This is a genomic window from Methyloversatilis sp. (genome assembly GCF_030696805.1).
Taxonomy (GTDB): domain Bacteria; phylum Pseudomonadota; class Gammaproteobacteria; order Burkholderiales; family Rhodocyclaceae; genus Methyloversatilis.
In genome coordinates this window covers 1-24,294 of the sequence record NZ_JAUYRO010000042.1, presented here as the reverse complement: position 1 = coordinate 24,294, position 24,294 = coordinate 1, and the positions used below count along the sequence as shown (strand labels likewise).

Genomic DNA, 24,294 nt, shown 5'->3' with positions numbered 1-24,294 from the left:
GCGGTCGGACCGGCGTGCGGCCGCGGCGAAGCCATTTCATATATGGGAGTAATGCATGACCACACTTTTCGACCCGCTGAATCTGGGCGACATTGCACTGAACAACCGCGTCGTCATGGCGCCGCTGACGCGCAACCGAGCGCTGCCCCGTCAGGTGCCGGGACCGCTGACCGTCGAGTACTACACGCAGCGCGCCAGCGCCGGTCTGATCATCGCCGAGGCGACGCAGGTCAATCCGATGGGGCAGGGCTATCTCGACACGCCGGGCATCCATTCGGCCGAACAGGTCGCCGGCTGGCGCAAGGTGACCGATGCGGTGCATGCGGCTGGCGGCCGCATCATTCTGCAACTTTGGCACGTCGGCCGCATTTCGCACTCCTCGCTGCTGCCTGGCGGCGCGTCGCCGGTGTCGTCGACCTCACGCCGTCCGGATGCGCAGTGCTTCACCCGCGACGGCTTCGTCGATGTGTCGGCACCGCGCGCGTTGCGCGACGATGAATTGCCCGGCCTGATCGACGACTACCGCCGCGCTGCACGCAACGCCATCGACGCCGGCTTTGACGGCGTCGAAGTGCATTCGGCCAACAGCTATCTGCTGGAGCAGTTCCTGCGCGACAGCGTGAATGACCGCAGCGGCCCGTACGGTGGTTCGATCGAAAACCGCGCCCGTTTGCTGCTGGAAATCATGGAAGCGGTGGTGGCCGAAATCGGCGCCGGTCGGACCGGCGTGCGCCTGTCGCCGGCCACGACGTTCTGCGACACGCCGCTCGACAGCAATCCGCAGGTGCTGCACAGCCATGTGCTCGACCGGCTGTCTGCCCTGGGCATCGCTTTCGTGCACATGATCGAGGGCGAAACCGGTGGCGAACGCGCGCCTGCCAGCGTCAAGCCGCCGATCGACTACGCTGCGCTGCGCGCGCATTTCAACGGTGGCTGGATCGCGAACAACGGCTACGACCGCACGATGGCGATGGATGCCGTCGCATCGGGCGCCATCGACGCGGTGGCTTTCGGCCGGCCCTTCATTTCGAACCCGGATCTGGTGCGCCGCCTGCGTGACAACGCGCCGTACAACGACCTGCGCGCCGAACTGATGTACGGCGGCGGTGCAGCGGGCTACACCGACTATCCGGCACTTGGCGCAGTCTGAGCGCTCAGGGTGGGTCTTGAGGTAGCGGGCGCGCCGCCGGTTCGGGGCGTGTCCACATCCAGCCGGCGACCGCTGCGAGCAGCACATACACGCTGCCCCGCACCCACACCGGCACCGGGCTGAACCACAGCGTGGTGGCGCTGAACAGCATCATCGCGCTGGCCAGCCACTTGGCGCGCCGCGGAATGGCGCCCTGTTCGCGCCAGTTCGTGATGTAGGGGCCATAAGTCGAGTGCGCCAGCAGCTTGGCTTCCAGCTCCGGCCAGCCCCGGCTGGCTGCCCAGGCTGCCAGCAGCAGGAAAGGCACCGTCGGCAGCACCGGCAGCACTGCGCCGATCACGCCCAGCAGAACAGCCACTCCTGCCAGCAGCCGCCACAGCAATTGTCGGGTCCAGTGGATCAAAAGGGGCCGGGCAGGATTTCAAAGCAGCATTGTGCCGCAGCCCGGCGCGTGTCGGCCGGTACGTGTGAGAGCAGCCCCTGCGAGCGGACTCCTGTGGATGCGGCCCCCTGTGGGAGAGGCCTCTGAGGAGAGGCCCCTGTGGGAGCGGCGATCCACTGCCGGCCCGGCATGGCCGGCCGGCTCTGCGGGCCGGCAGTGGATCGCAGCTCCCACAGCCACAGCCCCAACAGCTGCAGCGCCCGACCGCTGTTGCGCCCACTGCCGAACCTGCAAGAAACAGCTGGGCGCGGTCGTGGGTGGCCTGCTTACCGTCGCAGGTCGAGCGTGAACGGGAAATTCGGGTTGCGGTCTTCCGGCGGGGCGGATACGTGACCCGGCGTGTGCCCCATGGCAAAGAAGCGCGCCAGCCGGCGTCCTTCGGCCTCGTAGGAATTCACCGGGAAGCTTTCGTGATTGCGACCGCCGGCGTGCGCGACGTGATATTGGCAGCCGCCCATCGAGCGCTTCATCCAGTCATCCACGAGATCGAACACCAGCGGGGCGTGCGGCGGAATGGTCGGGTGCAGGCAGGTCGCCGGTTGCCAGGCACGATAGCGCACGCCGGCGACGTACTCGCCGACCCGACCGGTCGGCGACAGCGGCACGCGCCGACCATTGACGGCCAGCACATGCCGGTCGTCGACCAGGCCCTGCACCTTCACCTGCAGGCGCTCGACCGATGAATCGACGTAGCGCACCGTGCCGCCGGCCCCGCCTTCCTCACCCAGCACATGCCAGGGTTCGAGCGCACTGCGCAGTTCCACCAGTACGTTGCGGGCAGAGAACTGGCCCATACGCGGGAAGCGGAACTCGAAGTGCGGCGCAAACCACTCGAGCTCCATCGGATAGCCGAAGGCACGCAGGTCATCGACCACGTCGCGCATGTCCTCCCACACGAAGTACGGCAGCATGAACCGATCGTGCAGTTCGGTGCCCCAGCGCTTGAGCTTCGGCGGGGCATACGGCTGCTGCCAGAAGCGGGCAATCAGCGCGCGCAGCAGCAGTTGCTGAGTCAGGCTCATGCGGGCATGCGGTGGCATTTCGAAGCCGCGCATTTCCAGCAGGCCGAGCCGGCCGGTCGCGCCATCCGGCGAATACAGCTTGTCGATGCAGAATTCGGCGCGATGCGTGTTGCCGGTGGCATCGACCAAAAGGTTGCGCAGGATGCGGTCGATCAGCCAGGGCGGCGTGTAGCCCGTGTCGCGCGAACGGCGCTCGATTTCGGCGAACGCGATTTCCATCTCGTACACTGAATCGTTGCGTGCCTCGTCCATGCGCGGCGCCTGACTGGTCGGGCCGATGAACAGGCCGGAAAACAGATACGACAGCGCCGGATGGTTGTGCCAGTAACTGATCATGCTGCGCAGCAGATCGGGCCGGCGAAGGAAGGGCGAATCGGCCACCGTGGCGCCGCCCAGCACGAAGTGATTGCCGCCGCCGGTACCGCTGTGGCGGCCGTCGATCATGAACTTTTCGGTGCCGAGGCGGGTTTCATGGGCCGCCTCGTACAGGAAGGTGGTGCCGGCCACCATGTCGTCCCACGAGTGGTACGGCTGGATATTCACTTCCAGCACGCCCGGGTCGGGCGTGATGCGCAGCACCTCGACGCGCGGATCGCGCGGCGGCTCGTAACCTTCGAGCACCACCGGGTGGCCGCAGGCGGCAGCGGTCAGTTCGACCGCGGTGACCAGTTCGAGGTAATCATCCAGCGTCGGCAGCGGCGGCATGAACAGATACATCACGCCGTGGCGCACCTGCGCGCACAGCGCGGTGCGGGTGATCCAGCCGGCAGATTCCAGCGACTCCGGCTTTCTGTCGGTGGCCGGCGCGCGGGCTGCAGCCGGAGCGGCGGTGGCGAAGTCGATGCCGGCTGCGTCGTCGTCTTCCGGCTGCTGCATGCGTACGGCAATGTCGATCTGCGGCCGCAGCGGCACCTGTCGCTGTACCGGGTCAGGTGCATGCACCCACGGATATTCGGCGGCCGACACCCAGGGCTGGGAATCGAGCGGCAACCGGTAACCCATCGGCGAATCACCCGGAATCAGGAAGCAGCGGTCGTCGCGCAGGAACCATCGTCCGCTCTGCCACGCGTCGCCCGCCGGCGTGCGCGCCAGCGGCAGGATGTGGCCGACCTCGCTGTCCAGCCCGTCATGGAACAGACGACGAATGCAATCGCGCTCCAGCGGGTCTTCGAGCCGTGAATCGAACGGATCGACGTTCACCGGCAACTTGCGTTCGCGCCACAGGTAGTACCAGACGTCTTCGAAGGCCGGAAACACATACCTGCCGTCCACTTCAAGGCGTTTCGACAGCGCCTTCAGGAAGGTCGCGCAATGTTCCGGATCAAGCGCGTAATCGACCGCTTCGTCGGCAATCAGGCCAGGATCGGTCCAGATCGGCTCGCCGTCTCGCCGCCAGAAGCAGGACAGCGACCAGCGCGGCAATTGTTCGCCCGGATACCACTTGCCCTGGCCGTAATGCAGCAGGCCGCCCGGCGCATAGCGCGCCTTGAGCTTCGCCAGCAACTCGGCGCCCAGCAGGCGCTTGACCGGCTTGTCCGGCGGCGAATCGGCCGTGGTGTTCCACTCGGGGCCGTCGCGGTCGTCCACCGACACGAAGGTCGGCTCCCCGCCCATCGTCAGCCGCACATCGTTCTGCACCAGATCGGTGTCGATGCGATGGCCCAGCTTTTCGATGCGCGACCAGGCGTCGTCGGTGTAGGGCTTGGTCACGCGCGGTGCTTCCCACACGCGCTCGACCTTCATGTGGTGCTCGAATTCGGTTTCGCACTTTTCGGTCAGGCCGCTGATCGGCGCTGCCGACGACGGGTCGGGCGAGCAGGCGAGCGGAATGTGGCCCTCGCCGGCGAACAGGCCGGACGTCGCATCGAGTCCCACCCAGCCGGCGCCCGGCAGATACACCTCGCACCAGGCGTGCAGGTCGGTGAAATCCTTCTCCGGGCCGCTCGGGCCGTCGAGCGACTTCACGTCGGCGGTGAGCTGTATCAGATAGCCGGACACGAAACGCGCCGCCAGCCCCAGATGGCGCAGCACCTGCACCAGCAGCCAGGTCGTGTCGCGGCACGAGCCGCTGCCCTTCTGCAAGGTTTCTTCCGGCGTCTGCACGCCCGGCTCCATGCGGATCAAGTAGCGGATGTCGCCCTGCATCTGCTGGATCAGCGCCACCAGATAGTCGACGCTGGCCTTGCCGTTGCTGCCGAACAGCGCGCGTGCGTCATCGACCCAGCGGGTGAATTTCGGCGCGTTGGAACGGGTCAGCGGCAGCGTGACCAGATAGGGAAACAGTTCGCGCGTCTGCTCTTCGTTGTAGCCGAACGGAATCTTCTCGGCCGCCGGCTCGAGGAAGAAGTCGAACGGATTGATGACCGACATTTCGGCAATCAGATCGACTTCGATGCGCAACTCGCGCGTGCGCTCCGGAAAAACCAGGCGCGCCAGATAGTTGGATTGCGGGTCCTGCTGCCAGTTTACGAAGTGCTCGGCCGGCGTGACGCGCAGCGAATACGACAGGATGGGCGTACGCGTGTGCGGCGCCGGGCGCAGACGCACCACCTGCGGGCTCAGCAGCACCGGACGATCGTAGCGGTAGTGGGTGACGTGGTTCAGTGCGACATGGATGGACACGGAATACTCCGGTTGCGGGCAGTGAAGGGGTTGATGCGCTCAAGCAATTAGCGTGCGCGACTCAAGTTCATGATTTTCAATACCAATGGTTTCAGCATGTCGACGACTCCTGCACAGTAAGGGGCGTGCGCACCGCACAGGTGCATGACATTTCCGTACGCGGCCGGCGTCGCCGTCATTTGAGTCCAAGGCGGCGCGCCAGCTTGTGCAGATTGCTCGCGTCGACATCCAGTCGGCGCGCCGCGTCGGCCCAGTTGCCGGCACAGGCATCGAGCGCGGCGCGGACCAGCCGGCGCTGTGTGGCATCGATGGCTTCACGCATGGACGGCAGTATGGCGCCGGACGTCGTGTCGCAGGTCGGCGGCGTTGCAGCAGGGGTGGTCAGGCCATCGAGATCGAGCAGTTCGGCCGGCAGCGACACGATGTCGGTGCGCGCGGCGCCCCGGCTCACCGCTTTCAGCGCGGCACGGCTGATCACGTGTTCGAGTTCGCGCACATTGCCTGGCCAGGGGTAGCGGCACAGCGCATCCTCCGCCTCCGGCGACAGGCGCAGGCTGCGCAGGCCCAGGCGGGCACGGTTCAGCTCGAGAAAGCGCCCGGCCAGCAGCAGTACGTCACTGCCGCGCTCGCGCAATGGCGGTATCGGCACCGGATACACCGACAACCGGTGATAGAGGTCGGCACGGAAGGCGCCGTCGCGCACGCTGTCGCGCAGGGTGCGGTTGGTGGCGGCGATGACGCGCACGTCCACGCGTCGCGGCTGGTCGGCGCCCAGGCGCTGGATTTCGCCGTTCTGCAGTGCGCGCAGCAGCTTGGCCTGCACGGTCAGCGGCAGTTCGCCGACCTCGTCGAGAAACAGCGTGCCGCCATCGGCCGCTTCGAAGCGGCCAGGGCGGTCGGCCGTGGCGCCGGAGAACGCCCCTTTCACGTGGCCGAACAGTTCGCTTTCGGTCAGCGATTCGGGCAGCGCGGCGCAATTGACATGTATCAGCGGCTGCGCGGCACGACGCGAATGACGGTGCAGGTGGCGGGCAAACAATTCCTTGCCGACGCCTGTTTCGCCGAGCAGCAGCACCGACAGTTCCGAATCGGCCACCACCTTCATTTCGTGCAGCAGGCGTTGTATCACCTCGCTATGCCCGACGATTTCGGCGTCGTCCGCGCTGGCACCTTGAGGGTCGGCCGTTTCGCCGCCACGCGACAGGCGCAGCGCGTGCAGGTCCTGCTCGAGTCGGGTCACGCGCACGGCGGCTTCGACCAGCAAGGTAAGGCGGCGCAGGTCGTCGCGTGCCGCGTCGGTGAATGTGCCAGTCTGCAGCGCGTCCAGCGTCAGGGCACCCCAGGTCTGGCCTTCGACCTGCAGGCTGGTGCCCATGCAGTCGTGCACCGGCAGCGGTTCGCCGACGCGGGTGTCGAGCAGGCCGTCATAGGGGTCGGGCAGCGCGCTGTCGTGGTCGAAGGCGGTGATGTCGCGCCGGGACAGGATGGTTGCCAGCCGCGGATGCTGGGCGACGACGAAGCGCCGCCCCAGCGTTTCGCGCACCAGACCGTCGACCGCCAGCGGGCGCAGGCTGTCCTCCTCCAGCTTCAGCAGTGCGACCGCGCCACAGCCGAAGTGGGTGCGCAGGCTGGATACCAGGCGCTGCAGGCGCACGGCGGGCGGCAGTTCCGACACCAGGTCGGCCAGCAGCAGCGGCTCCATCATGGTAGTTAAGACCCGGTTGTGGTGAAAAAAACCCTTCAATGTGACGGTCAAAAATACCTCAATTTACTCAGGTCATTGATTTTATTTGTCGCAAAGGGTTGGCCCGGACCTTGCGAAGACGTGTTGTCTTCTTTCCCCCACGAGGTCTTCGCCATGAACCTGATCGACCAATCCCTCGGCGCGCTGGCGCGCAGCATCCCGGGTGCCACACAGGTGTTCCACGAACACAAGCTGGATTTCTGCTGCGGCGGCAAGCACAGCCTGCAGGACGCCGCGGCCGAGCGGGGCATCGACGTACAGCCCATCGTTGAACGTCTGGGCGTGCTGCTGTCGCAGGCCACGCGCGAGGCGCGCGACTGGCGCACGGTGCCGGCGGCCGCGCTGATCGAACACATCCTGGTCCGCTTCCACGATCGCCACCGCGAACAGCTGCCGGAATTGGTCCGTCTGGCTCGCCGGGTCGAGCAGGTGCATGGAGACCGGCCGGACTGCCCGAGCGGGTTGGCCGATCACCTGACGGTGATGCAGCACGAACTGGAAAGCCATATGCAGAAGGAAGAACAGGTGCTGTTCCCGATGCTCGCCCGCGGCCATGCTGCCGCGGTGCAGGGGCCGGTCACGGTGCTGCGCAACGAACACGACCAGCACGGTGAAGCGCTGCAACGGCTGGAAGCGCTGACCGACGACATCACGCTGCCGCGCGGTGCCTGCAACACCTGGCGCGCGCTCTACACCGGTCTGGCGGCGCTGCGCGAAGACCTGATGGAGCACATCCACCTGGAGAACAACATTTTGTTCGAAGGGCTGAATGCGGCACCGGCCGAAGCGGAGACCACTCATGGGTAATTACCGGAAGCTGTGGTTCACGCTGATCGGCGTGCTCATCGTCACCTTCTCGCTGCTCGGTTACTACGGCGTCGAGGTGTATCGCAACGCGCCGCCGATTCCGCAGCAGATCGTCAGCGAAGACGGCCGTGTGCTGTACACGCATGACGGCATCCTCGACGGCCAGACCGCCTGGCAGTCGGTCGGCGGCATGCAGCTTGGCTCGATCTGGGGGCACGGCGCCTACCAGGCACCGGACTGGACGGCCGACTGGCTGCACCGCGAACTGCTGGCCTGGCTCGATCTCGCCGCGCAGGACGCGCATGGCAAGCCGTACGCGGAACTGGATGCCGATGCGCAGGCGCTGCTTGAGGCACGCCTGAAGCGCGAGTACCGGCGCAATACCTTTGACGAGGCGACCGGCGTGGCCACCGTGTCCACGCTGCGCGCCCGGGCGATCGAACGCACTGCCGACTACTACGTCGAGCTGTTCGGCGACGCGCCGGCGCTGCAGGGCTCGCGCGAAAGCTATGCGATGAAGGACAACACGCTGCCCGACCCGCAGCGGCGCGCACAGCTGGCCGGCTTCTTCTTCTGGACCGCCTGGGTGGCCGCGACCGAGCGGCCGGGCACCAGCGCCACCTACACCAATAACTGGCCGCACGAACCGCTGATCGGCAATGTTCCGACGGCGGAGAACGTCGTGTGGTCCATCGTCAGCGTGGTGGTCATGATGGCCGGCGTCGGCTTCCTCATCTGGGGCTGGTCCTTCCTGCGCCGGCAGGACGAAAGCGACCCGGCTGCGCCGGCGCAGGATCCGCTGTCGCGCGTGGCGCCGACGCCGTCTCAGCGCGCGCTCGGCAAGTACCTCGTCCTGGTGGTGGCGCTGTTCGTGTTCCAGGTCATGATGGGTGGCTTCACCGCGCACTACACGGTCGAGGGCCAGACCTTCTACGGGATCGATGTATCGCAGTGGTTCCCGTATTCGCTGGTGCGCACCTGGCACATCCAGAGCGCGCTGTTCTGGATCGCCACCGGCTTTCTGGCCGCCGGGCTTTTCCTTGCGCCATTGATCCACGGCGGGCGCGATCCGAAATTCCAGAAGCTGGGTGTGGACGTGCTGTTCTGGGCACTGGTCGTGGTGGTCGTCGGCTCCTTCGTCGGCAACTACCTGGCCATCGCGCAGATCATGCCGCCGGAACTCAATTTCTGGCTCGGCCACCAGGGCTACGAATACGTGGACCTCGGCCGCCTGTGGCAGATCGGCAAGTTCGTCGGCGTGGCGCTGTGGCTGGTGCTCATGCTGCGCGGCATCGTGCCGGCGCTGCGTACGCCCGGTGGCGACAAGAACCTGCTCGCTCTTCTCACTGCCTCGGTGGTGGCGATCGGCCTGTTCTACGGCGCCGGTTTCTTCTATGGCGAGCGTACCCACCTGTCGGTGATGGAGTACTGGCGCTGGTGGGTCGTGCATCTGTGGGTCGAAGGCTTCTTCGAAGTGTTCGCGACCACTGCACTGGCGTTCATCTTTTCCACGCTCGGCCTGGTGTCCGCCCGCATGGCGACCGCGGCCAGTCTGGCGTCGGCGTCGCTGTTCATGCTGGGCGGCGTGCCGGGCACCTTCCACCACCTGTACTTCGCCGGCACCACCACGCCGGTAATGGCGGTCGGCGCCTCGTTCAGCGCGCTCGAAGTGGTACCGCTGGTCGTGCTCGGCCACGAAGCATGGGAGAACTGGAGGCTGAAGGACCGCGCCGCGTGGATGGCCAAGCTAAAGTGGCCGCTGATGTGTTTCGTCGCAGTCGCCTTCTGGAACATGCTCGGCGCCGGCGTGTTCGGCTTCATGATCAACCCCCCGATCTCGCTGTACTACGTGCAGGGCCTGAACACGACGCCGGTGCATGCACATGCCGCGCTGTTCGGTGTCTATGGCTTCCTCGCGCTCGGCTTCACGCTGTTGGTGTTGCGCTACCTGCGGCCGCAGCTCTCCTTCGGCGAGCGGCTGATGAAGACCGGCTTCTGGGGGCTCAACGCGGGGCTGGTGTTGATGATCGCGACCAGCCTGCTGCCGATCGGCCTGATCCAGTTCCACGCCAGTGTCAGCGAGGGCCTGTGGTACGCACGCAGCGAGGCTTTCATGCAGCAGCCGCTGCTGGAAACGCTGCGATGGGTGCGCACCTTCGGCGACGTGGTGTTCATCATTGGCGCGCTGGCGGTGGCCTGGCAGGTGGTGTCGGGCGTGTTCGGCCGCGCCGGCCGTGCGCCGGAGCCGGTCAATGCGCTGGCAGGGGCCCGTCGATGAACTGAGCGCAACCGTCCTCCCTCCTTGCCGCAACGCTTCGGCAAGGTTGGGGCGCCTCGCCGCAAGGCTGGCGCCCCTCTTTTTCTTCGTCGCTATACTGTCGCCGCGCACCCGCGCGTTCCCACATACGACTCAACAAACAGGAGAGCGGAGCATGGCGAAGTTTCAGTTGAAGAAGGCTGCAAACGGCGAATTCCACTTCACGCTGCTGGGCCCGGATGACCAGTCCCTGCTGCAGAGCGAAATGTACAAGACGCGCGCATCCGCCGAGAACGGCATCGAATCGGTGAAGAAGAACGCGGCCGACGACGGCCGCTACGATCGCAAGAAGGCCACGAACGGCAAGGACTATTACGTGTTGAAGGCAGGCAACGGACAGGTGATCGGCCAGAGCAAGATGTTCGATAACAACGGCGCAATGGAAGCTGCGATCGCCTCGGTGAAGAGCGGCGCCGCCAGTGCCGCAGTGGATGATCAGGCCGGCTGAGCTGATGTCGGCGGTGCGTCCTGCCAGCGCGCGGGACGCGCCTGCACTGCGCAGCGGGCCCCCGTTTTGCTGTCGCCTACGCGAGGTGCAGCGGTCGGGTCTTCCATGTCTTTCCTGTCAGGCTGCGATGCGCTTCAATTTCGGGTCGTCGGCCATGCGCTGCGCCCCTTCGTGCAGCGTTGAACAAAGAGCCACGAATGTGTCTTCCGTGATGCGGAGGCATTGGCGACAGCTTCGTCTGCGCGACGACTCAGTGCGCCAGATCGTCCACGCGGCAGGCCACGGCGGCGAACAGGTCGCCCAGCGCCGCGAGACTTGCGGCTTGCAGCGCCGCCGCGCTGACTTCACCGCCTCCGGCGACCGGCAGGTCACGCGTGGCAGTGGCCGATGCAATCACGGTGGGCGAGTAGCCAAGATTGAAGGCGCCGCGCGCGGTCGAGTTGATGCACATGTGCGTCATGAAGCCCGCAAGGACCAGGTGCCTGATGCCGAGCTTCTTCAGCTCTTCGTCGAGCGGGGTATGCACAAAGCTGTTCGGGTAGTTCTTGGTGATGACGAGTTCGCCAGCCTGTGGCGCAACGATGTCCGATATCTGGCCGATGTATGCGCTCACGTCGTAGGGCGTGCCGGGGCCCGCGTCGTGCCGGATATGGATGACCGGTCGGCCGATCTCGCGCGCAAGGTCAAGCGCCCGGCGCGCCTCGACAAGCGCGGCTTCGACACCGGTGAGCTGCATGACGCCTTCGCGATAGGTGTTCTGGCAATCGATCATGACCAGCGCGGCGTGCTTCAACGAGCCTGGTGCATGGCCGAGGCCGGTGAGGTCACGCAGTGTGGTGATCGCGGTCATGGGATGGTTCCTTTCGGGAGACGTTGGCGGTGCGGATTGCCGGGCAGGAAGGTCGGCGCGGCTTGACGGGAGGGAGGTTGGGCATCGCTGCGCTCACCCCAACCTACGTTCTGGATCGGTGGCGGCTGCACGGTGATGAGCTGAACGGCCGACGAGCGCCGGGCGGGAAGGTCGGCGCGGCTTGACGGGAGGGTGTTGGGCATCGCCGTTGGCTCACCCCAACCTACGGGAAGTTTCGTAGGTTGGGGTGAGCGCAGCGATGCCCAACGCAAACGACGGTACCGCGACCATCGTCATGGCACGGTACCGTCGCGGGTCGGGAGGTGTGGCGGTGTTCCGCCGCTGGGTCAGCCTCGACGCATGGCGTCGAAGAACTCGCCGTTGCTCTTCGTGGCCTTGATCTTGTCGAGCAGGAATTCGATTGCTTCCAGGTCGTCCATGTTGTACAGCAGTTTGCGCAGGATCCATATCTTCTGCAGGATTTCCGGCTTCAGCAGCAGTTCTTCGCGGCGCGTGCCCGAGCGGTTCACGTTGATCGCCGGATAGACGCGCTTTTCCGCCATGCGCCGGTCAAGATGGATTTCCATATTGCCGGTGCCCTTGAATTCCTCGTAGATCACGTCGTCCATGCGGCTACCGGTTTCGATCAGCGCGGTGGCGATGATGGTCAGGCTGCCGCCTTCCTCGACATTGCGCGCGGCACCGAAGAAACGCTTGGGCTTCTGCAGCGCATTGGCGTCCACACCGCCGGTGAGCACCTTGCCCGAGGCCGGTTGCACTGTATTGTAGGCGCGGGCCAGACGGGTGATTGAGTCAAGCAGGATGATCACGTCCTTCTTGTGCTCGACCAGGCGCTTGGCCTTCTCGATCACCATTTCGGCGACCTGCACGTGGCGGGTGGCCGGTTCGTCGAAGGTCGATGCAACCACTTCGCCCTTCACCGAGCGCTGCATTTCGGTCACTTCTTCCGGCCGCTCGTCGATCAGCAGCACGATCAGCATGGCTTCCGGATGGTTGGCGGTGATGGCGTGCGCGATGTGCTGCATCATCACCGTCTTGCCGGTCTTGGGCGGTGCGACCAGCAGCCCGCGCTGGCCCTTGCCGATCGGCGCAATCATGTCGATCACGCGCGATGTCGTGTTTTCCTCGCCGCGCATGTCGCGCTCGAGCACCAGCGTTTCGGTCGGGTGCAGCGGCGTCAGGTTTTCGAACAGGATCTTGTGCTTGGTCGCTTCCGGCGGCTCGCTGTTGACGCGATCGACCTTGACCAGCGCGAAGTAGCGCTCGCCGTCCTTCGGTGTCCTGATTTCGCCCTCGATGGTGTCGCCGGTGTGCAGGTTGAAGCGCCGGATCTGGCTGGGCGACACATAGATGTCGTCGGTGCCGGCCAAGTAGCTCGCTTCCGGCGAACGCAGGAAACCGAATCCGTCCGGCAGCACCTCAAGTGCGCCGTCACCGAAAATGCTTTCGCCCTTTTTCGCGCGGTTGCGCAGGATGGCGAAGACCAGTTCCTGTTTTCGCAGCCGGTTCGCGCCTTCGATCTCGAAGGACTGGGCCATTTCGAGCAACTGGCTGACGTGAAGTGCTTTCAGTTCGGAAAGATGCATGGTGACGGGGTCTGTGCGACGTGCGGGGTGGGGAGGCGGAGCCAGGAACCGGCTCCGGCGGGCGGGGTGCGCGAAGCACCCGTCGCCGTGGAAAAATGATTAGAGGTGGCTGTCCAGGAATGCGGTCAGTTGCGACTTCGACAGGGCGCCGACCTTGGTGGCTTCAACGTTGCCGTCCTTGAACAGCATCAATGTCGGAATGCCGCGGATGCCGAAGCGCGCCGGGGTGTCCTGGTTCTCGTCGATATTCACCTTGGCCACCCGCAGCTTGCCGGCGTAGTCACGCGCCACCTCGTCAAGAATGGGGGCAATCATCTTGCACGGACCGCACCATTCGGCCCAGTAGTCGACCAGCACGGGCAGATCGGCTTTGACCACTTCTTCTTCGAAGCTGGCATCGGTGACGTGGTGGATGTGTTCGCTCATCGTTTCCTCGCGGGGCTTGACTTGGGGGAGACCTGGAATGCCGGATCGTTTCTTGGATATGGGTATATCGGTCGGATATACCGTAGAAAACCGGATGTGGGCTGGGCGCTGTTGTTAGCCGGGCTGAGTGCCTGACGCGCACAGCGCAGGCCGGGAATTCGTGAACGGGTGAGTGCGGAGGTTGCGTGCTGCCGAGACAGGCACGGCGCTGGTCACTCTGGCAGCGCGCTGACCACGCACCTGCGCGATCGCGTTTGCTGCGCTGTTTTCGCGCTGTTTTCATGATGCTAATACAAAAAACACCGTGTTGCGCAGAGTGATGGAGGTACGCCCGACAAAAATTCATGCTGGCATGCCGCCTCTGCACGCCGCACGGAACGGCTGCGGCGCGGATCGCAGTGATAAAATCCATGCCGTTTTCCGGACTGTCATCGTCCCGAGATTCCGATCAAACCATCCCGTGGTACGCCTGCTGTCGGGCAATGCGGACCACCGCACGGAGAAACCATGACTTACGTCGTCACCGAATCCTGTATCAAGTGCAAGTACACCGACTGCGTCGACGTGTGCCCGGTCGATTGCTTTCGCGAAGGCCCGAATTTCCTGGTGATCGACCCTGATGAATGCATTGACTGCACGCTGTGCGTCGCCGAATGTCCGGCCGAAGCGATTTTCGCCGAGGACGATGTGCCGTCCGACCAGATCCATTTCATCAAGCTGAATGCCGAACTGTCCGCCGAGTGGCCCGCCATCATCGAGCGCAAGGAAGCGCCGGAAGATGCCGACGAATGGCTCAAGGTGAAGGACAAGCTCGGCATGCTGGAACGCTGAGCAGGCTGCCGTACGCCCGCCGCCGCATGTCGCGTCCTCGCGCATGAACCAGGCGGGCTTCGAAACCCTGCGGTTGCCGGCCGATGGCGCGCTGTTCGCCCGGCTCGCGCGCCTGCTGATCGATCGCCATGGCGATGCGCTCGCCGAATGTGACGTGCTGCTTCCCGTCATGGCGCATGCGCCGGCGCTGCGCGGTGCGTTGCTGGCTTACGCCGGACGCGCGCTGTTCATGCCGCGCATGCTTACGCCGTCCCTGCTTGCCGCGCGCTGGCAGGGCGATGCACCGGTCGATCCACACCCCCGTCGTCTGCTTCGCCTGGTGGCGCAATTGCGCCAGCAAGCCTGGCTGGGCGATGCCGATCCGTGGTCGGCGGCGCAGGAACTGCTCGAACTGGCGGATGCGCTGGCCGCATTGCCGGCGCCGCCGGACGAGAACGCCCTGCAGCAGGGCTTCGAACGCGCGCACGGGCTGACCGACAGCGCGGCGCTGTCGCTGGAAGCGCGTCTGGTGCATGCGGTGTGGCACAGCGACTGCACCGGAACGCCCGGCCATGCGCGCGCCGTCACGCAGGCGCTGATGCGCGCCGCAGGCGCAGCACGTCGTCCGCTCATCCATCTGTCCGCGCTGGTCGAGCCAGTGCCCGCGTGGCTTGAAATGCACGCCGCGCGCGTGCCGGTACTGCATGTGCAGGCGACCCGCGCTTTGGCGGACACACCGGTCGCCCGCGTGCTGCACGCCGCCTGGCCGCCCGGGCCGCCGCTCGGCGCGTCACCCGGACTGACTCCTGCCCCATCCCGTGACGACGCGCTCGAACTGGCCAGCCGTGTGCGCCTCGTCGGTGCGCAGTCGCTTGAGCAGGAGGCGCAATGTGCCGCGTCCTGCATCGCCGGCTGGCTGGCTGAGGGGCGACGCGACATCGCGCTGGTGGCACTCGACCGCGAGGCAGCGCGCCGCACCCGTGCGCTGCTGGAACGCCGCCAGGTGTTGCTGGCTGATGAAACGGGCTGGAAGCTGTCGACCACGCGCGCGGCGGCCACGGTCGACGCCCTGCTGCAATGCTTCGCGTCCGACGGCTATCATCGCGATCTGCTCGATCTGCTGCGCTCGCCGCATGTGGCCGGCGCGCTCGACCGCGATGCCCACGCCCAAGCCATCGAGGCCATCGACGACTGGGTGGTCAGGCGCAACCACGTCGATGGTCTGCACGCCTTGCTTACCGATGCCGGCCGCGAATTTTCCGGCCGCCCGGCCGGTCTGTTGATCGACGCGCTGTCGCAGGCCTTTGCGCTGATGCCCACTCACAACGCGCCGGCCAGCTTCCGGGTCGAACGCCTGCTGGTAGCGCTCGATGTGCTGGGCGCTCGCGCCGCGCTGATGCTCGACGCGGCCGGTGCGCAAGTGGTCAATCTGCTGGAACAGTTGCGTGCCGACAGCAGCGGCGTGGTACTCGACCTGTCCTTCGCCGACTGGCGCAAGTGGCTTAACAGCGAGTTCGAGCAGGCGCTTTTTCGCGACAGTGCGATCGACAGTCCGGTGGTGCTTACACCGCTCGCGGCGACCCGCCTGCGCCGTTTCGACGCCGTGTATGTGATCGGCGCCGACAGCCGGCACCTTGCGCCGGTTCGCCTGCGCGGCGTGCTCGGCCACCAGGGGCTGCGGCGCGAACTGGGCCTGCCCGATGCGCAGGTTGCCGCCGGGCAGTTGCGCGACGATCTGGCCGGGCTGATCGCCTGCAGCGACCAGACCGTATTGAGCTGGCAGACGCAGCGCAACGGGGAAGCGAATCTGCCCGGCATGGATCTGCAGCGCCTCGATCTGGTGTTGCAGCGCGCCGGTCTGCCGTCGGCCGTGCGCGCCGCGCCAGCGCTCGCCGATCCGCCGGCGCTGCCGGCTTTTGCCGTGTCCAGTGCGCCGGTGCTTGATGCGGTGCGCGTGCCGTTGCGGCTCACCGCGAGCGGACTGGCCGACCTGATGGCCTGTCCCTACCGTTACTACGCCCGCCACGTGCTCGGCCTCGGCGCTGGCGACGAAGTCGAGGAGGCCATGGGCAAGGGCAGCGTCGGCGAACTGGTGCATCGCGTGCTGCATGATTTCCATGTCGCTCACCCGCGGCTGGCCGACGCCGCGCCGCCAGCACTGGTCGATTCCCTGCGCGCGCAGATTGCCGCCGCCTTCGATGGCGCCATCGCGCGCAACTTTCAGGAACATGCGTGGGCGGATCGCCTGCACGATCGGGCCGACGCCTACGTCGCCTGGGCCGTGCAGCGCGAAGCCGACGGCTGGCTGTTCGACAGCGGTGAAGCCAGGCGCGCGCACCCGCTCGAGCTGCCGGATGGCACTGCACTGTCGCTCGAAGGCCGCATCGACCGCATCGATCGCAATGCAGATGGCGATGTCGCGCTGCTCGACTACAAGCTGCGCAGTGCCGAGCGCGTACGCAAGACCATGCAGGCCGACGACGTGCAACTGGCGTTCTATTCGGTGCTCGAAGGCGGCGCAGTGAGCGAGGCGGCCTATCTGGCGCTGGAAGAGGATGCGCCGGTGACCTTTGCAGAGGCCGATCCGCCGGCTGCTGCCCGGGCGCTGCGGGCGCTCGTGTCCGAGCTGTTTCCCGCTCTGCGCAACGGCGCAACCCTGCCGGCACATGGCGATGAGGCGGCCTGCCGACATTGCGACATGCGCGGTCTGTGCCGCAAGGACTGGCTGCCATGAGCCGTGAAGACGATCTGCGCGCACTCGACCCGGCACGCAGCGTAGTCGTCGAGGCATGCGCCGGCAGCGGCAAGACATGGACGCTGGTGTCGCGCCTGATCCGCCTGCTGCTGGCCGGTGCGCAGCCGGGCGACATTCTCGCCATCACCTACACGCGCAAGGCGGCGCGTGAAATCGAGGAGCGCCTGCAGCACTGGCTTGCAGAACTGGCCGTGGCCGACGATGAGCGGGTGGGCGCCTTCCTCGCCGAGCGCGGGCTGGACGTGCGGCGCGATCCGACGCTGATTGCGCGAGCGCGGGCGTTGTTCGAGCAGGTGGCCGACGCGCAGCCCGGGCTGACGGTGAACACCTTCCACGGCTGGTTTTCTTCACTGCTCGGCGCCGCACCGCTGAACAGCGGCCTGCGCGGCCTGCAGCTTTCCGAGCGCACGGCGCAGTTGCGCGATCAGGCCTGGGCCGCGCTGATGCGCCGCGCCGGGCGCGCACCTCAGGGCGAACTGGCGCTCGCGTTGCGCTGCCTGCTCGGCCGGTGCGGGGTGGCGGGCACCAAAAAGCTGGCCAGCGCGCTGGTCGATCGCCGCGCCGAGTGGGAAGCGTGGCTGGCGGCGCAGGGCGGCCTGGCGGGCGCGTTGGCCCACTTGCGACAGTTTTTCGGGGCCGACGCCGAGGCACCGGTCGACGTGCTGGCCGGCGACGAATTGCTGCGCCGTCGCTGCCTCGATCTTGCGCGTCTGCTCGGTCAGGGCACGGAGGCGCAGCAACGCAAGGCGACGGCGATCGAGCAGGCGTGTGCTCAGGTCGATGCAAAGCTGTATTTCGCCGGCCTGCGCGCCCAGCTTCTGAAGCAGGACGGAGAGCCGGCGAGCTTCAAGCCGGGCAAGGCGCTCGAAAAGGTCGGTGCTGCCGACGCCGCGCTCGCCCTGAACGAGCAGGTTGCGGCGCGTCTGGTGCACTGCCTGAACGCGCAATCCGACCTGGCCGCGTGGGTGCTCAACGAACAGGGCCTGCAGGTCGCCGCTGCGCTCCTCGACGCCTACGACCGCATCAAGCAGAACGCCGGCGTGCTCGATTTCGGCGATCTCGAATGGCACGCTGCACGCCTGCTGTCGGACGCGCAGACCGGCCCCTTCGTGCAGGCGCGCCTGGACGCGCGTTACCGCCACCTGTTGCTGGACGAATTCCAGGACACCAATCCGCTGCAGTGGCAGGTGCTGATGCACTGGCTCGACGCCTACGCGCCGGGTCAGGTGCAGCCGGTGGTATTCGTCGTCGGCGATCCGAAGCAGTCGATCTACCGCTTCCGACGGGCTGACCCGCGCATCTTCAAGCACGCCGCCACGGTGTTCGAACAGCGCTTCGGCGCCATCCGGCTGCAGCGCAATGAAACCCGGCGCAGCAGCCCGGCCGTGGTGAATGCGGTCAACGCGGTGTTCGGTGACCTTGACGTGTTCGAAGGCTTTGCGCTGCACAGCACGACCCGGACCGATCTGCCCGGCCGGGTCGAAGTGCTGCCGGCGTTCGGGCACGAAACCGACGCAGGGGCCGAAACCGACGCAAGGGCCGCTGCGACCGGCCTGCGCAATCCGTTGCGCCAGCCGAGGCTGGCCATCGAGGACAGCCGCCGCAAGCGCGAGGCCGATGCGCTGTGCGAGCGGCTCAAGAGCATGGTCGGGCGGCTCGCGGTGCGCGATGCGCACACCGGCGCGCCGCGCGCCGCGCGCTACGGCGACATGATGATCCTGCTGCGCCGGCGGACCGGGCTGGCCGTTTACGAGGCGGCCCTGCGCGCCCACGGCATTCCCTACCTCGGCGCCAGCCGCGGCCGGCTGCTCGATACGCTCGAAGCATCCGATCTGCTTGCGTTGCTGCGCTTTCTCGCCGCGCCGGGCGATGCGCTGTCGCTCGCCCATGTGCTGCGCAGCCCGTTGTTCGCGTTCGACGACGCGCAGTTGCTCGACCTGACCGGCGAGGGTGCCGAACGATTGTGGCCGATGCTGCGCGCGCGCCGCGCCCGCAGCGATCCGGCGTGCGCACGCGCGGCAGCACTGCTCGAGGGCTGGCTCGACGCAGCGACCCGTCTGCCGGTGCACGACCTGCTCGATCGCGTATTCGATCAGGGCGCGCTGATGCCGCGTTACGCCGCCAGCGTCGACGCGATGGCCTGGCCCGGTGTTCGCGCCAATCTCGAAGCCTTCATCGAGCTGGCGCTCAAGGTCGATAGCGGCCGCTACCCCAGCCTGCCGCGCTTCATCGACGAGCTGACACGCCTGCGCAACGAAGATGACGAAGCGCCGGATGAAGGCCTCATCCTCGGTGAAGACCCGTCACGCGGGCGCGTGCGCGTGCTCACGGTGCACGCGGCCAAGGGGCTGGAGGCGCCGATCGTCTGGCTGGCCGACGCGGTGTCGCGGCCGCGCACCGACAGCGGTGCGCGCGTGCTGCTTGCCTGGCCGCCCGGCGACGCTGCGCCCGGTCATCTGTCCTTGCTGCAGAACAAGGACAATCAGGGTCATGCCCGCGCCGCCTTCATCGACGCCGAGGCACGGGCCGCTGCGCGCGAGGACGCGAACCTGCTGTACGTCGCGCTGACCCGCGCTCGTCAGCTGCTGTTCGTCAGTGGTGTCAGCCCTGCCAAGGGCAGCAGTGCCGGCAGCTGGCTCGACCGGGTCAGCGCGGCGCTTGGCCGCTGCGCCGATGCCGTCGCCACCGACGGCGGCGGCATGCGGCTCGACCATGGCTTGCTTGCCGACTGCGCGGAAGACACACCGGACGACCCCGCCCTCGGGGCTGGCGCCACCGATGCGCCGATACCTGCCATCGGTGAGCGGCGAGCGCTGGTCGTGCTCGACTCTGTTCAGCTGTGGGGCGTGGGCCTGCACAGCTGGCTTGAGGCACTGGCTGGCGGCGAGCCGTCGCCAGCGCGGCCGGCCGGTCTCGATGCCGCACAATGGCGCGATCTCGAAGCGATCGCGCGCCGCCTCGTGGCGAGTGAATCGCTGCAGCGATTCTTCGATCCGGCGCAGCATCGCTGGTCGGCGAACGAACTCGAATTCGTGCTGCCCGACGGCAAACCAGGCCGGATCGACCGGCTGGTCGAATTCGATGAGGACATCTGGATACTGGATTACAAAAGCGGGCAGGGCGACCGCTTTGCCGATTCCTATACAGCGCAGCTAGCCGGCTATGCCGAGGCAGTGGCAGCGATCCGGCCCGGCAAGGCGGTTCATGCGGCGCTGATCCGGCCGGACGGCGCGCTCGACATCCGCTTCTGAGCGCCGCCCGAAACTTTGCGCCGCTGGCGGTTTTGACTACCATCTGCGATATTCAACCGCGGTGTGCGTTTCGCGCATGCGCAGCAAGAAGGGGTGGCCGTCATGCAAGTACATGAAATCCTGCGCATAAAGGGAACGGTGCTGTACACCGTAGTCCCGTCGCAGTCGCTGGATAACGCGGTTGCCACGATGGCCGATCTGGATGTCGGTTCGCTGGTTGTCATGGAACATGGCCTGATGGCGGGCTTGCTGAGCTTCCGCGAAGTGCTGCGCGCCTTGCGAACGGCCGGCGGCGGCTGGCAGACACTCACGGTCGCCGACGTGATGCAGCGTGACCCGGCCACCGCCCACCCCGACATGGAAGTGGACGAACTGCGTCGCCTGATGCTGGAGCGGCACTGCCGCTACCTGCCGATCATGGAAGGCGACACGCTGATGGGCGTGCTGTCCTTCCACGATGTAGCGCGCGCCATGCTTGAAGAGCAGAGTTTCGAAAACCGCATGCTGAAGAGCTATATCCGCGACTGGCCGATGGACGACGCGTCGGGCTAGACCACACGACGGACGACCGGCCGCCGGACGCGCGCAGACGCCGGGCGGTGCAGGCCGAACACGGGGGGAGGGCTATGGACAAGGTATGGCTGAAAAGCTATCCGGCTGGCGTGCCGGCCGAAATCGATCCATCGGAGTTCATGTCGATTGGCGATTTATTCGAGCGCAGCTGCCGCGAGTTCGCCGACCGTGACGCCTATGTCTGCATGGGCAAGGCGATCAGTTTCACCGAAACCGAAAGGCTGAGTGCGGCGTTCGCAGCCTACCTGCAGACGGTGCTTGGTCTGGCGCCCGGCTCGCGGGTGGCGCTGATGATGCCCAACGTGCTGCAGTATCCGGTGGCCATGTTCGGCGCGCTGCGCGCCGGCTACACGGTGGTGAACTGCAATCCTCTCTACACGCCGCGCGAACTGGAACACCAGCTGGTCGATAGCGGCGCCGAAGTCATCGTTGTACTGGAGAATTTCGCCTCGACGCTGCAGCAGGTGCTGCCCCGTACACCTGTGCGGCATGTGGTGGTGACCGCGCTGGGAGACATGCTGGCGGTGCCCAAGGGCTGGCTGGTGAATTTCGTCGTGCGTCACTTGAAGAAGATGGTGCCGGCGTTCGATCTCCCCGCTGCGGTGTGCTTCAACGACGCACTCAAACGCGGCCGCGGTCACACACTCAATCCGGTCAATGTGGTGCATGAAGACATTGCCTTCCTGCAATACACCGGTGGCACGACCGGCGTCGCCAAGGGCGCGATGCTCACGCATCGCAATATCGTCGCCAACATGCTTCAGGCGGATGCATGGATCAAGCCCTTTTTGACCGGGCCGCAAATCGTCATCACCGCGCTGCCGCTTTATCACATCTTCGCGCTGACCGCGAATTGCCTGGTATTCCTCAAGCTCGGTGCAAGGAATGTGCTGATCACCAATCCGCGCGACATTCCGGGTTTCGTCAAGGAACTGTCCAAACACCGTTTTACGGCGATCACGGGCGTCAATACGTTGTTCAATGCGCTGCTCAACAACGCCGATTTCGCCAAGGTCGATTTTTCGGCGCTCAGGGTGTCGTTGGGCGGTGGCATGGCCGTCCAGCGGGCGGTTGCCGAACGCTGGAAAAAGGTGACCGGACGGCCGCTCATCGAGGCCTATGGTTTGACCGAAACATCCCCTGCGGTGTGCATCAATCCGCCTGATCAGGCGGAATTCAGCGGCGCCATCGGGCTGCCTGTTCCGTCGACCGAAATCTCGATCAGAAATGATGACGGTGTCGAATTGCCGATGGGCGAGGCGGGCGAATTGTGCGTGCGTGGCCCGCAAGTGATGAAGGGTTATTACCGGCGGCCGGAAGAAACCGAGAAAGTGATGACGCCGGACGGATATCTGCGTACCGGCGATGTGGCAATCGTGGATGAAACCGGCTTCGTGAAAATTGTCGATCGCAAGAAAGACATGATTCTGGTATCCGGATTCAACGTTTATCCGAACGAGGTGGAAGAAGTCATTGTCGAGTGCGAGGGCGTGCTTGAGTGCTGCGTGATCGGGGTCGCGGACGAGCATTCGGGCGAGGCGGTCAGGGCATACGTCGTGCGCAAGGACATGGCGCTCACGACTGAACGGATCATTGCGCATTGCCGGACGCAATTGACTGCGTACAAGATTCCCCGCCACGTGGAGTTTCGCGAAGAACTGCCCAAAACGAATGTCGGAAAGATACTGCGCCGCGCGCTCAAGGAAGAAATGCAGAAGACACCTCCTGAACAACTGGGTGCCAGCAAATGAAAAAGGCACCACCAGGTGCCTTTTTCATTTGTCGTGCATGCAACCGTTCAACCGTTCAATTCACGCGCGCGGCGCTCAACTGTTCGGCCGTCATGCTGGCGAGCCAACCCGGTTTGCGGCCGGCCGCGCCGACTTCCTTGATTTCACCGTTTTCGGGATTACGGTACTTGCCCGGAGCAATCTTCACCTTTGCGCCGACAGTCGGGCGTGCGGCACGTTTCGCTGAAGAACCCGATAAACCGACGTCGGCAGCAGACAGATTGTATTTCTTGATCTTTGCCCTGACGTCGGCAATAACCGATTCGAGTTCAGCCCGACGCACCACCTCGGCCTGCTGTTGAAGATCCGAGATTCTTGCCATCAATTCGTCGTAACTTTGACCGGACATCGATACTTCTCCATTGAGTAATGAAATTGGATGATAGACCGATTCGACAATCAAGGTAAATCGATTCAGCGAATTTCAATCCGGGAAACGAATGGAATCGTAATGCAGGCGGGTAATGCAGCAGGGAAGTCGGGCGTCGCCCCCTGCGTCCAGGCCGGACGGTTCGTGGGCTCAGTGATGACCCCGGTTGCGCCATGGCAGGCGATCTGCGCCAATTTGGTGCACTGCGGCCAAAGCGGCGGCGCTTGACGTGGGTCAAGATCGTCGCGAGCCCCTGCACATACCCTTCGTTCCGGATCATGCGGGCTCGTGCGGGCTGGCGGGCGCGAGGCGGAATTTCAATGTGGAGCAGTCAAAAATGAAAACAGCAGCAATGGACGGGGTCGGCGAGACTTACGATTACCGGGTGGTGCGGCAATTCTCGCTGATGACCGTGGTCTGGGGCATCGTGGGCATGCTGGTCGGCGTGATCATCGCCGCCCAGCTGGTATGGCCTGAACTGAACTTCGGCGAGTGGTTTCACTTCGGGCGCCTGCGGCCCCTGCACACGAACGCGGTGATTTTCGCCTTCGGCGGCTGTGCGCTGATGGCGACGTCGTTCTTCGTCGTGCAACGCACCTGCCACACAAGGTTGTTTGCGCCCTGGCTGGCCGGTTTCGTGTTCTGGGGCTGGCAGACGGTCATCGTGCTGGCGGCCATCACCTTGCCGCTCGGCTATACGCAGGGCAAGGAGTACGCCGAACTCGAATGGCCGATCGACATCCTGATCACGCTGGTCTGGGTGTCCTACGCCATCGTGTTCTTCGGCACCATCGTGAAGCGCAAGACACCGCACATCTATGTCGCGAACTGGTTCTACGGCGCCTTCATCCTTGCGGTGGCGATGCTGCACCTGGTTAACAGCGCAGCCATCCCTGCCGACTTCATGAAGTCCTACTCGGCCTATGCCGGCGTGCAGGACGCGATGATCCAGTGGTGGTACGGGCACAACGCGGTCGGCTTCTTCCTGACCGCCGGCTTCCTCGGCATGATGTATTACTTCGTGCCCAAGCAGGCCGAGCGCCCGGTGTATTCCTACCGCCTGTCGGTGGTGCACTTCTGGGCACTGATCTTCACCTACATGTGGGCGGGCCCGCACCATCTGCACTACACCGCGCTGCCTGACTGGACTCAGTCGCTCGGCATGGTGTTCTCGCTGATCCTGCTGGCACCGAGCTGGGGCGGCATGATCAACGGCATCATGACGCTGTCGGGTGCCTGGCACAAGCTGCGCACCGATCCGATCCTGAAGTTCCTGATCACCTCGCTGTCCTTCTACGGCATGTCGACCT

17 protein-coding genes are annotated in these 24,294 nt (G+C 65.5%); 10 read left to right on the top strand and 7 right to left on the bottom strand.

Features of this window, described 5'->3' with window-relative positions:
• The first annotated feature begins 55 nt into the window (after positions 1-55).
• A complete protein-coding gene (locus Q8R75_RS07500) occupies positions 56-1,150 on the top strand; it encodes an alkene reductase (protein ID WP_305611540.1) in 1,095 nt (364 codons plus the stop codon).
• A 4-nt stretch (positions 1,151-1,154) separates the two neighbouring features.
• Here the strand turns inward: Q8R75_RS07500 and Q8R75_RS07495 are convergent, their stop codons facing one another.
• From Q8R75_RS07495 to norR, 3 genes are all read right to left on the bottom strand, one after another.
• Positions 1,155-1,532 carry a YbaN family protein gene (locus Q8R75_RS07495; RefSeq protein WP_305611539.1) on the bottom strand — a complete coding sequence of 126 codons (378 nt, stop codon included), beginning with the start codon at positions 1,530-1,532 and terminating at the stop codon, positions 1,155-1,157.
• 326 nt (positions 1,533-1,858) lie between these two features.
• Entirely contained in the window at positions 1,859-5,236 is a 3,378-nt protein-coding gene (locus Q8R75_RS07490; protein WP_305611538.1) for a transglutaminase family protein, read from the bottom strand.
• Between the two features lie 175 nt (positions 5,237-5,411).
• The gene (gene norR / locus Q8R75_RS07485; RefSeq protein WP_305611574.1) at positions 5,412-6,938 is read right to left on the bottom strand and encodes a nitric oxide reductase transcriptional regulator NorR; all 1,527 of its coding nucleotides are present in this window, start codon (positions 6,936-6,938) and stop codon (positions 5,412-5,414) included.
• A gap of 156 nt (positions 6,939-7,094) precedes the next feature.
• On the opposite strand from norR, the gene ytfE reads away from it, so the two are divergent.
• The 3 genes from ytfE (at position 7,095) to Q8R75_RS07470 (ending at position 10,552) form a co-directional block, all read left to right on the top strand.
• Entirely contained in the window at positions 7,095-7,787 is a 693-nt protein-coding gene (gene ytfE, locus Q8R75_RS07480; RefSeq protein ID WP_305611537.1) for an iron-sulfur cluster repair protein YtfE, read from the top strand.
• A complete protein-coding gene (locus Q8R75_RS07475; RefSeq protein WP_305611535.1) occupies positions 7,780-10,065 on the top strand; it encodes a nitric-oxide reductase large subunit in 2,286 nt (761 codons plus the stop codon). Before ytfE ends, Q8R75_RS07475 begins: the two co-directional genes overlap by 8 nt.
• Positions 10,066-10,219: 154 nt before the next feature.
• Positions 10,220-10,552, top strand: coding sequence for a YegP family protein (locus tag Q8R75_RS07470; RefSeq protein WP_305611533.1), 333 nt, complete (start codon positions 10,220-10,222; stop codon positions 10,550-10,552).
• 250 nt (positions 10,553-10,802) lie between these two features.
• Here Q8R75_RS07470 and Q8R75_RS07465 read toward each other — a convergent pair whose 3' ends face one another.
• The 3 genes from Q8R75_RS07465 to trxA form a co-directional block, all read right to left on the bottom strand.
• Positions 10,803-11,402: a cysteine hydrolase family protein gene (locus Q8R75_RS07465; RefSeq protein WP_305611532.1), complete on the bottom strand. Its 600-nt coding sequence runs from the start codon at positions 11,400-11,402 to the stop codon at positions 10,803-10,805.
• Between the two features lie 347 nt (positions 11,403-11,749).
• Complete coding sequence (gene rho / locus Q8R75_RS07460) at positions 11,750-13,009, bottom strand: transcription termination factor Rho (protein WP_069039506.1); 1,260 nt, start codon at positions 13,007-13,009, stop codon at positions 11,750-11,752.
• Between the two features lie 99 nt (positions 13,010-13,108).
• Entirely contained in the window at positions 13,109-13,435 is a 327-nt protein-coding gene (gene trxA, locus Q8R75_RS07455; protein WP_305615083.1) for a thioredoxin TrxA, read from the bottom strand.
• A gap of 507 nt (positions 13,436-13,942) precedes the next feature.
• On the opposite strand from trxA, the gene fdxA reads away from it, so the two are divergent.
• The 5 genes from fdxA to Q8R75_RS07430 all read left to right on the top strand — a co-directional run bounded on the left by fdxA (position 13,943) and on the right by Q8R75_RS07430 (position 22,575).
• A complete protein-coding gene (gene fdxA, locus Q8R75_RS07450; protein ID WP_305615081.1) occupies positions 13,943-14,266 on the top strand; it encodes a ferredoxin FdxA in 324 nt (107 codons plus the stop codon).
• A gap of 43 nt (positions 14,267-14,309) precedes the next feature.
• A complete protein-coding gene (locus Q8R75_RS07445; protein ID WP_305615080.1) occupies positions 14,310-16,979 on the top strand; it encodes a PD-(D/E)XK nuclease family protein in 2,670 nt (889 codons plus the stop codon).
• Positions 16,976-20,251, top strand: a complete 3,276-nt coding sequence (locus Q8R75_RS07440; RefSeq protein WP_305615078.1) for a UvrD-helicase domain-containing protein — start codon at positions 16,976-16,978, stop codon at positions 20,249-20,251. Before Q8R75_RS07445 ends, Q8R75_RS07440 begins: the two co-directional genes overlap by 4 nt.
• Before the next feature lie 102 nt (positions 20,252-20,353).
• A complete protein-coding gene (locus Q8R75_RS07435) occupies positions 20,354-20,803 on the top strand; it encodes a CBS domain-containing protein (protein ID WP_305615076.1) in 450 nt (149 codons plus the stop codon).
• 74 nt (positions 20,804-20,877) lie between these two features.
• Positions 20,878-22,575 carry a long-chain-fatty-acid--CoA ligase gene (locus Q8R75_RS07430; protein WP_305615074.1) on the top strand — a complete coding sequence of 566 codons (1,698 nt, stop codon included), beginning with the start codon at positions 20,878-20,880 and terminating at the stop codon, positions 22,573-22,575.
• Positions 22,576-22,630: 55 nt separating this feature from the next.
• On the opposite strand, the gene Q8R75_RS07425 is transcribed toward Q8R75_RS07430, so the two are convergent.
• Entirely contained in the window at positions 22,631-22,963 is a 333-nt protein-coding gene (locus Q8R75_RS07425; protein WP_305615072.1) for an H-NS histone family protein, read from the bottom strand.
• Between the two features lie 373 nt (positions 22,964-23,336).
• Between Q8R75_RS07425 and Q8R75_RS07420 the strand changes: the two genes are divergently transcribed.
• On the top strand, positions 23,337-24,294 hold a 958-nt coding region (locus tag Q8R75_RS07420; RefSeq protein WP_305663631.1), incomplete at its 3' end, for a cbb3-type cytochrome c oxidase subunit I.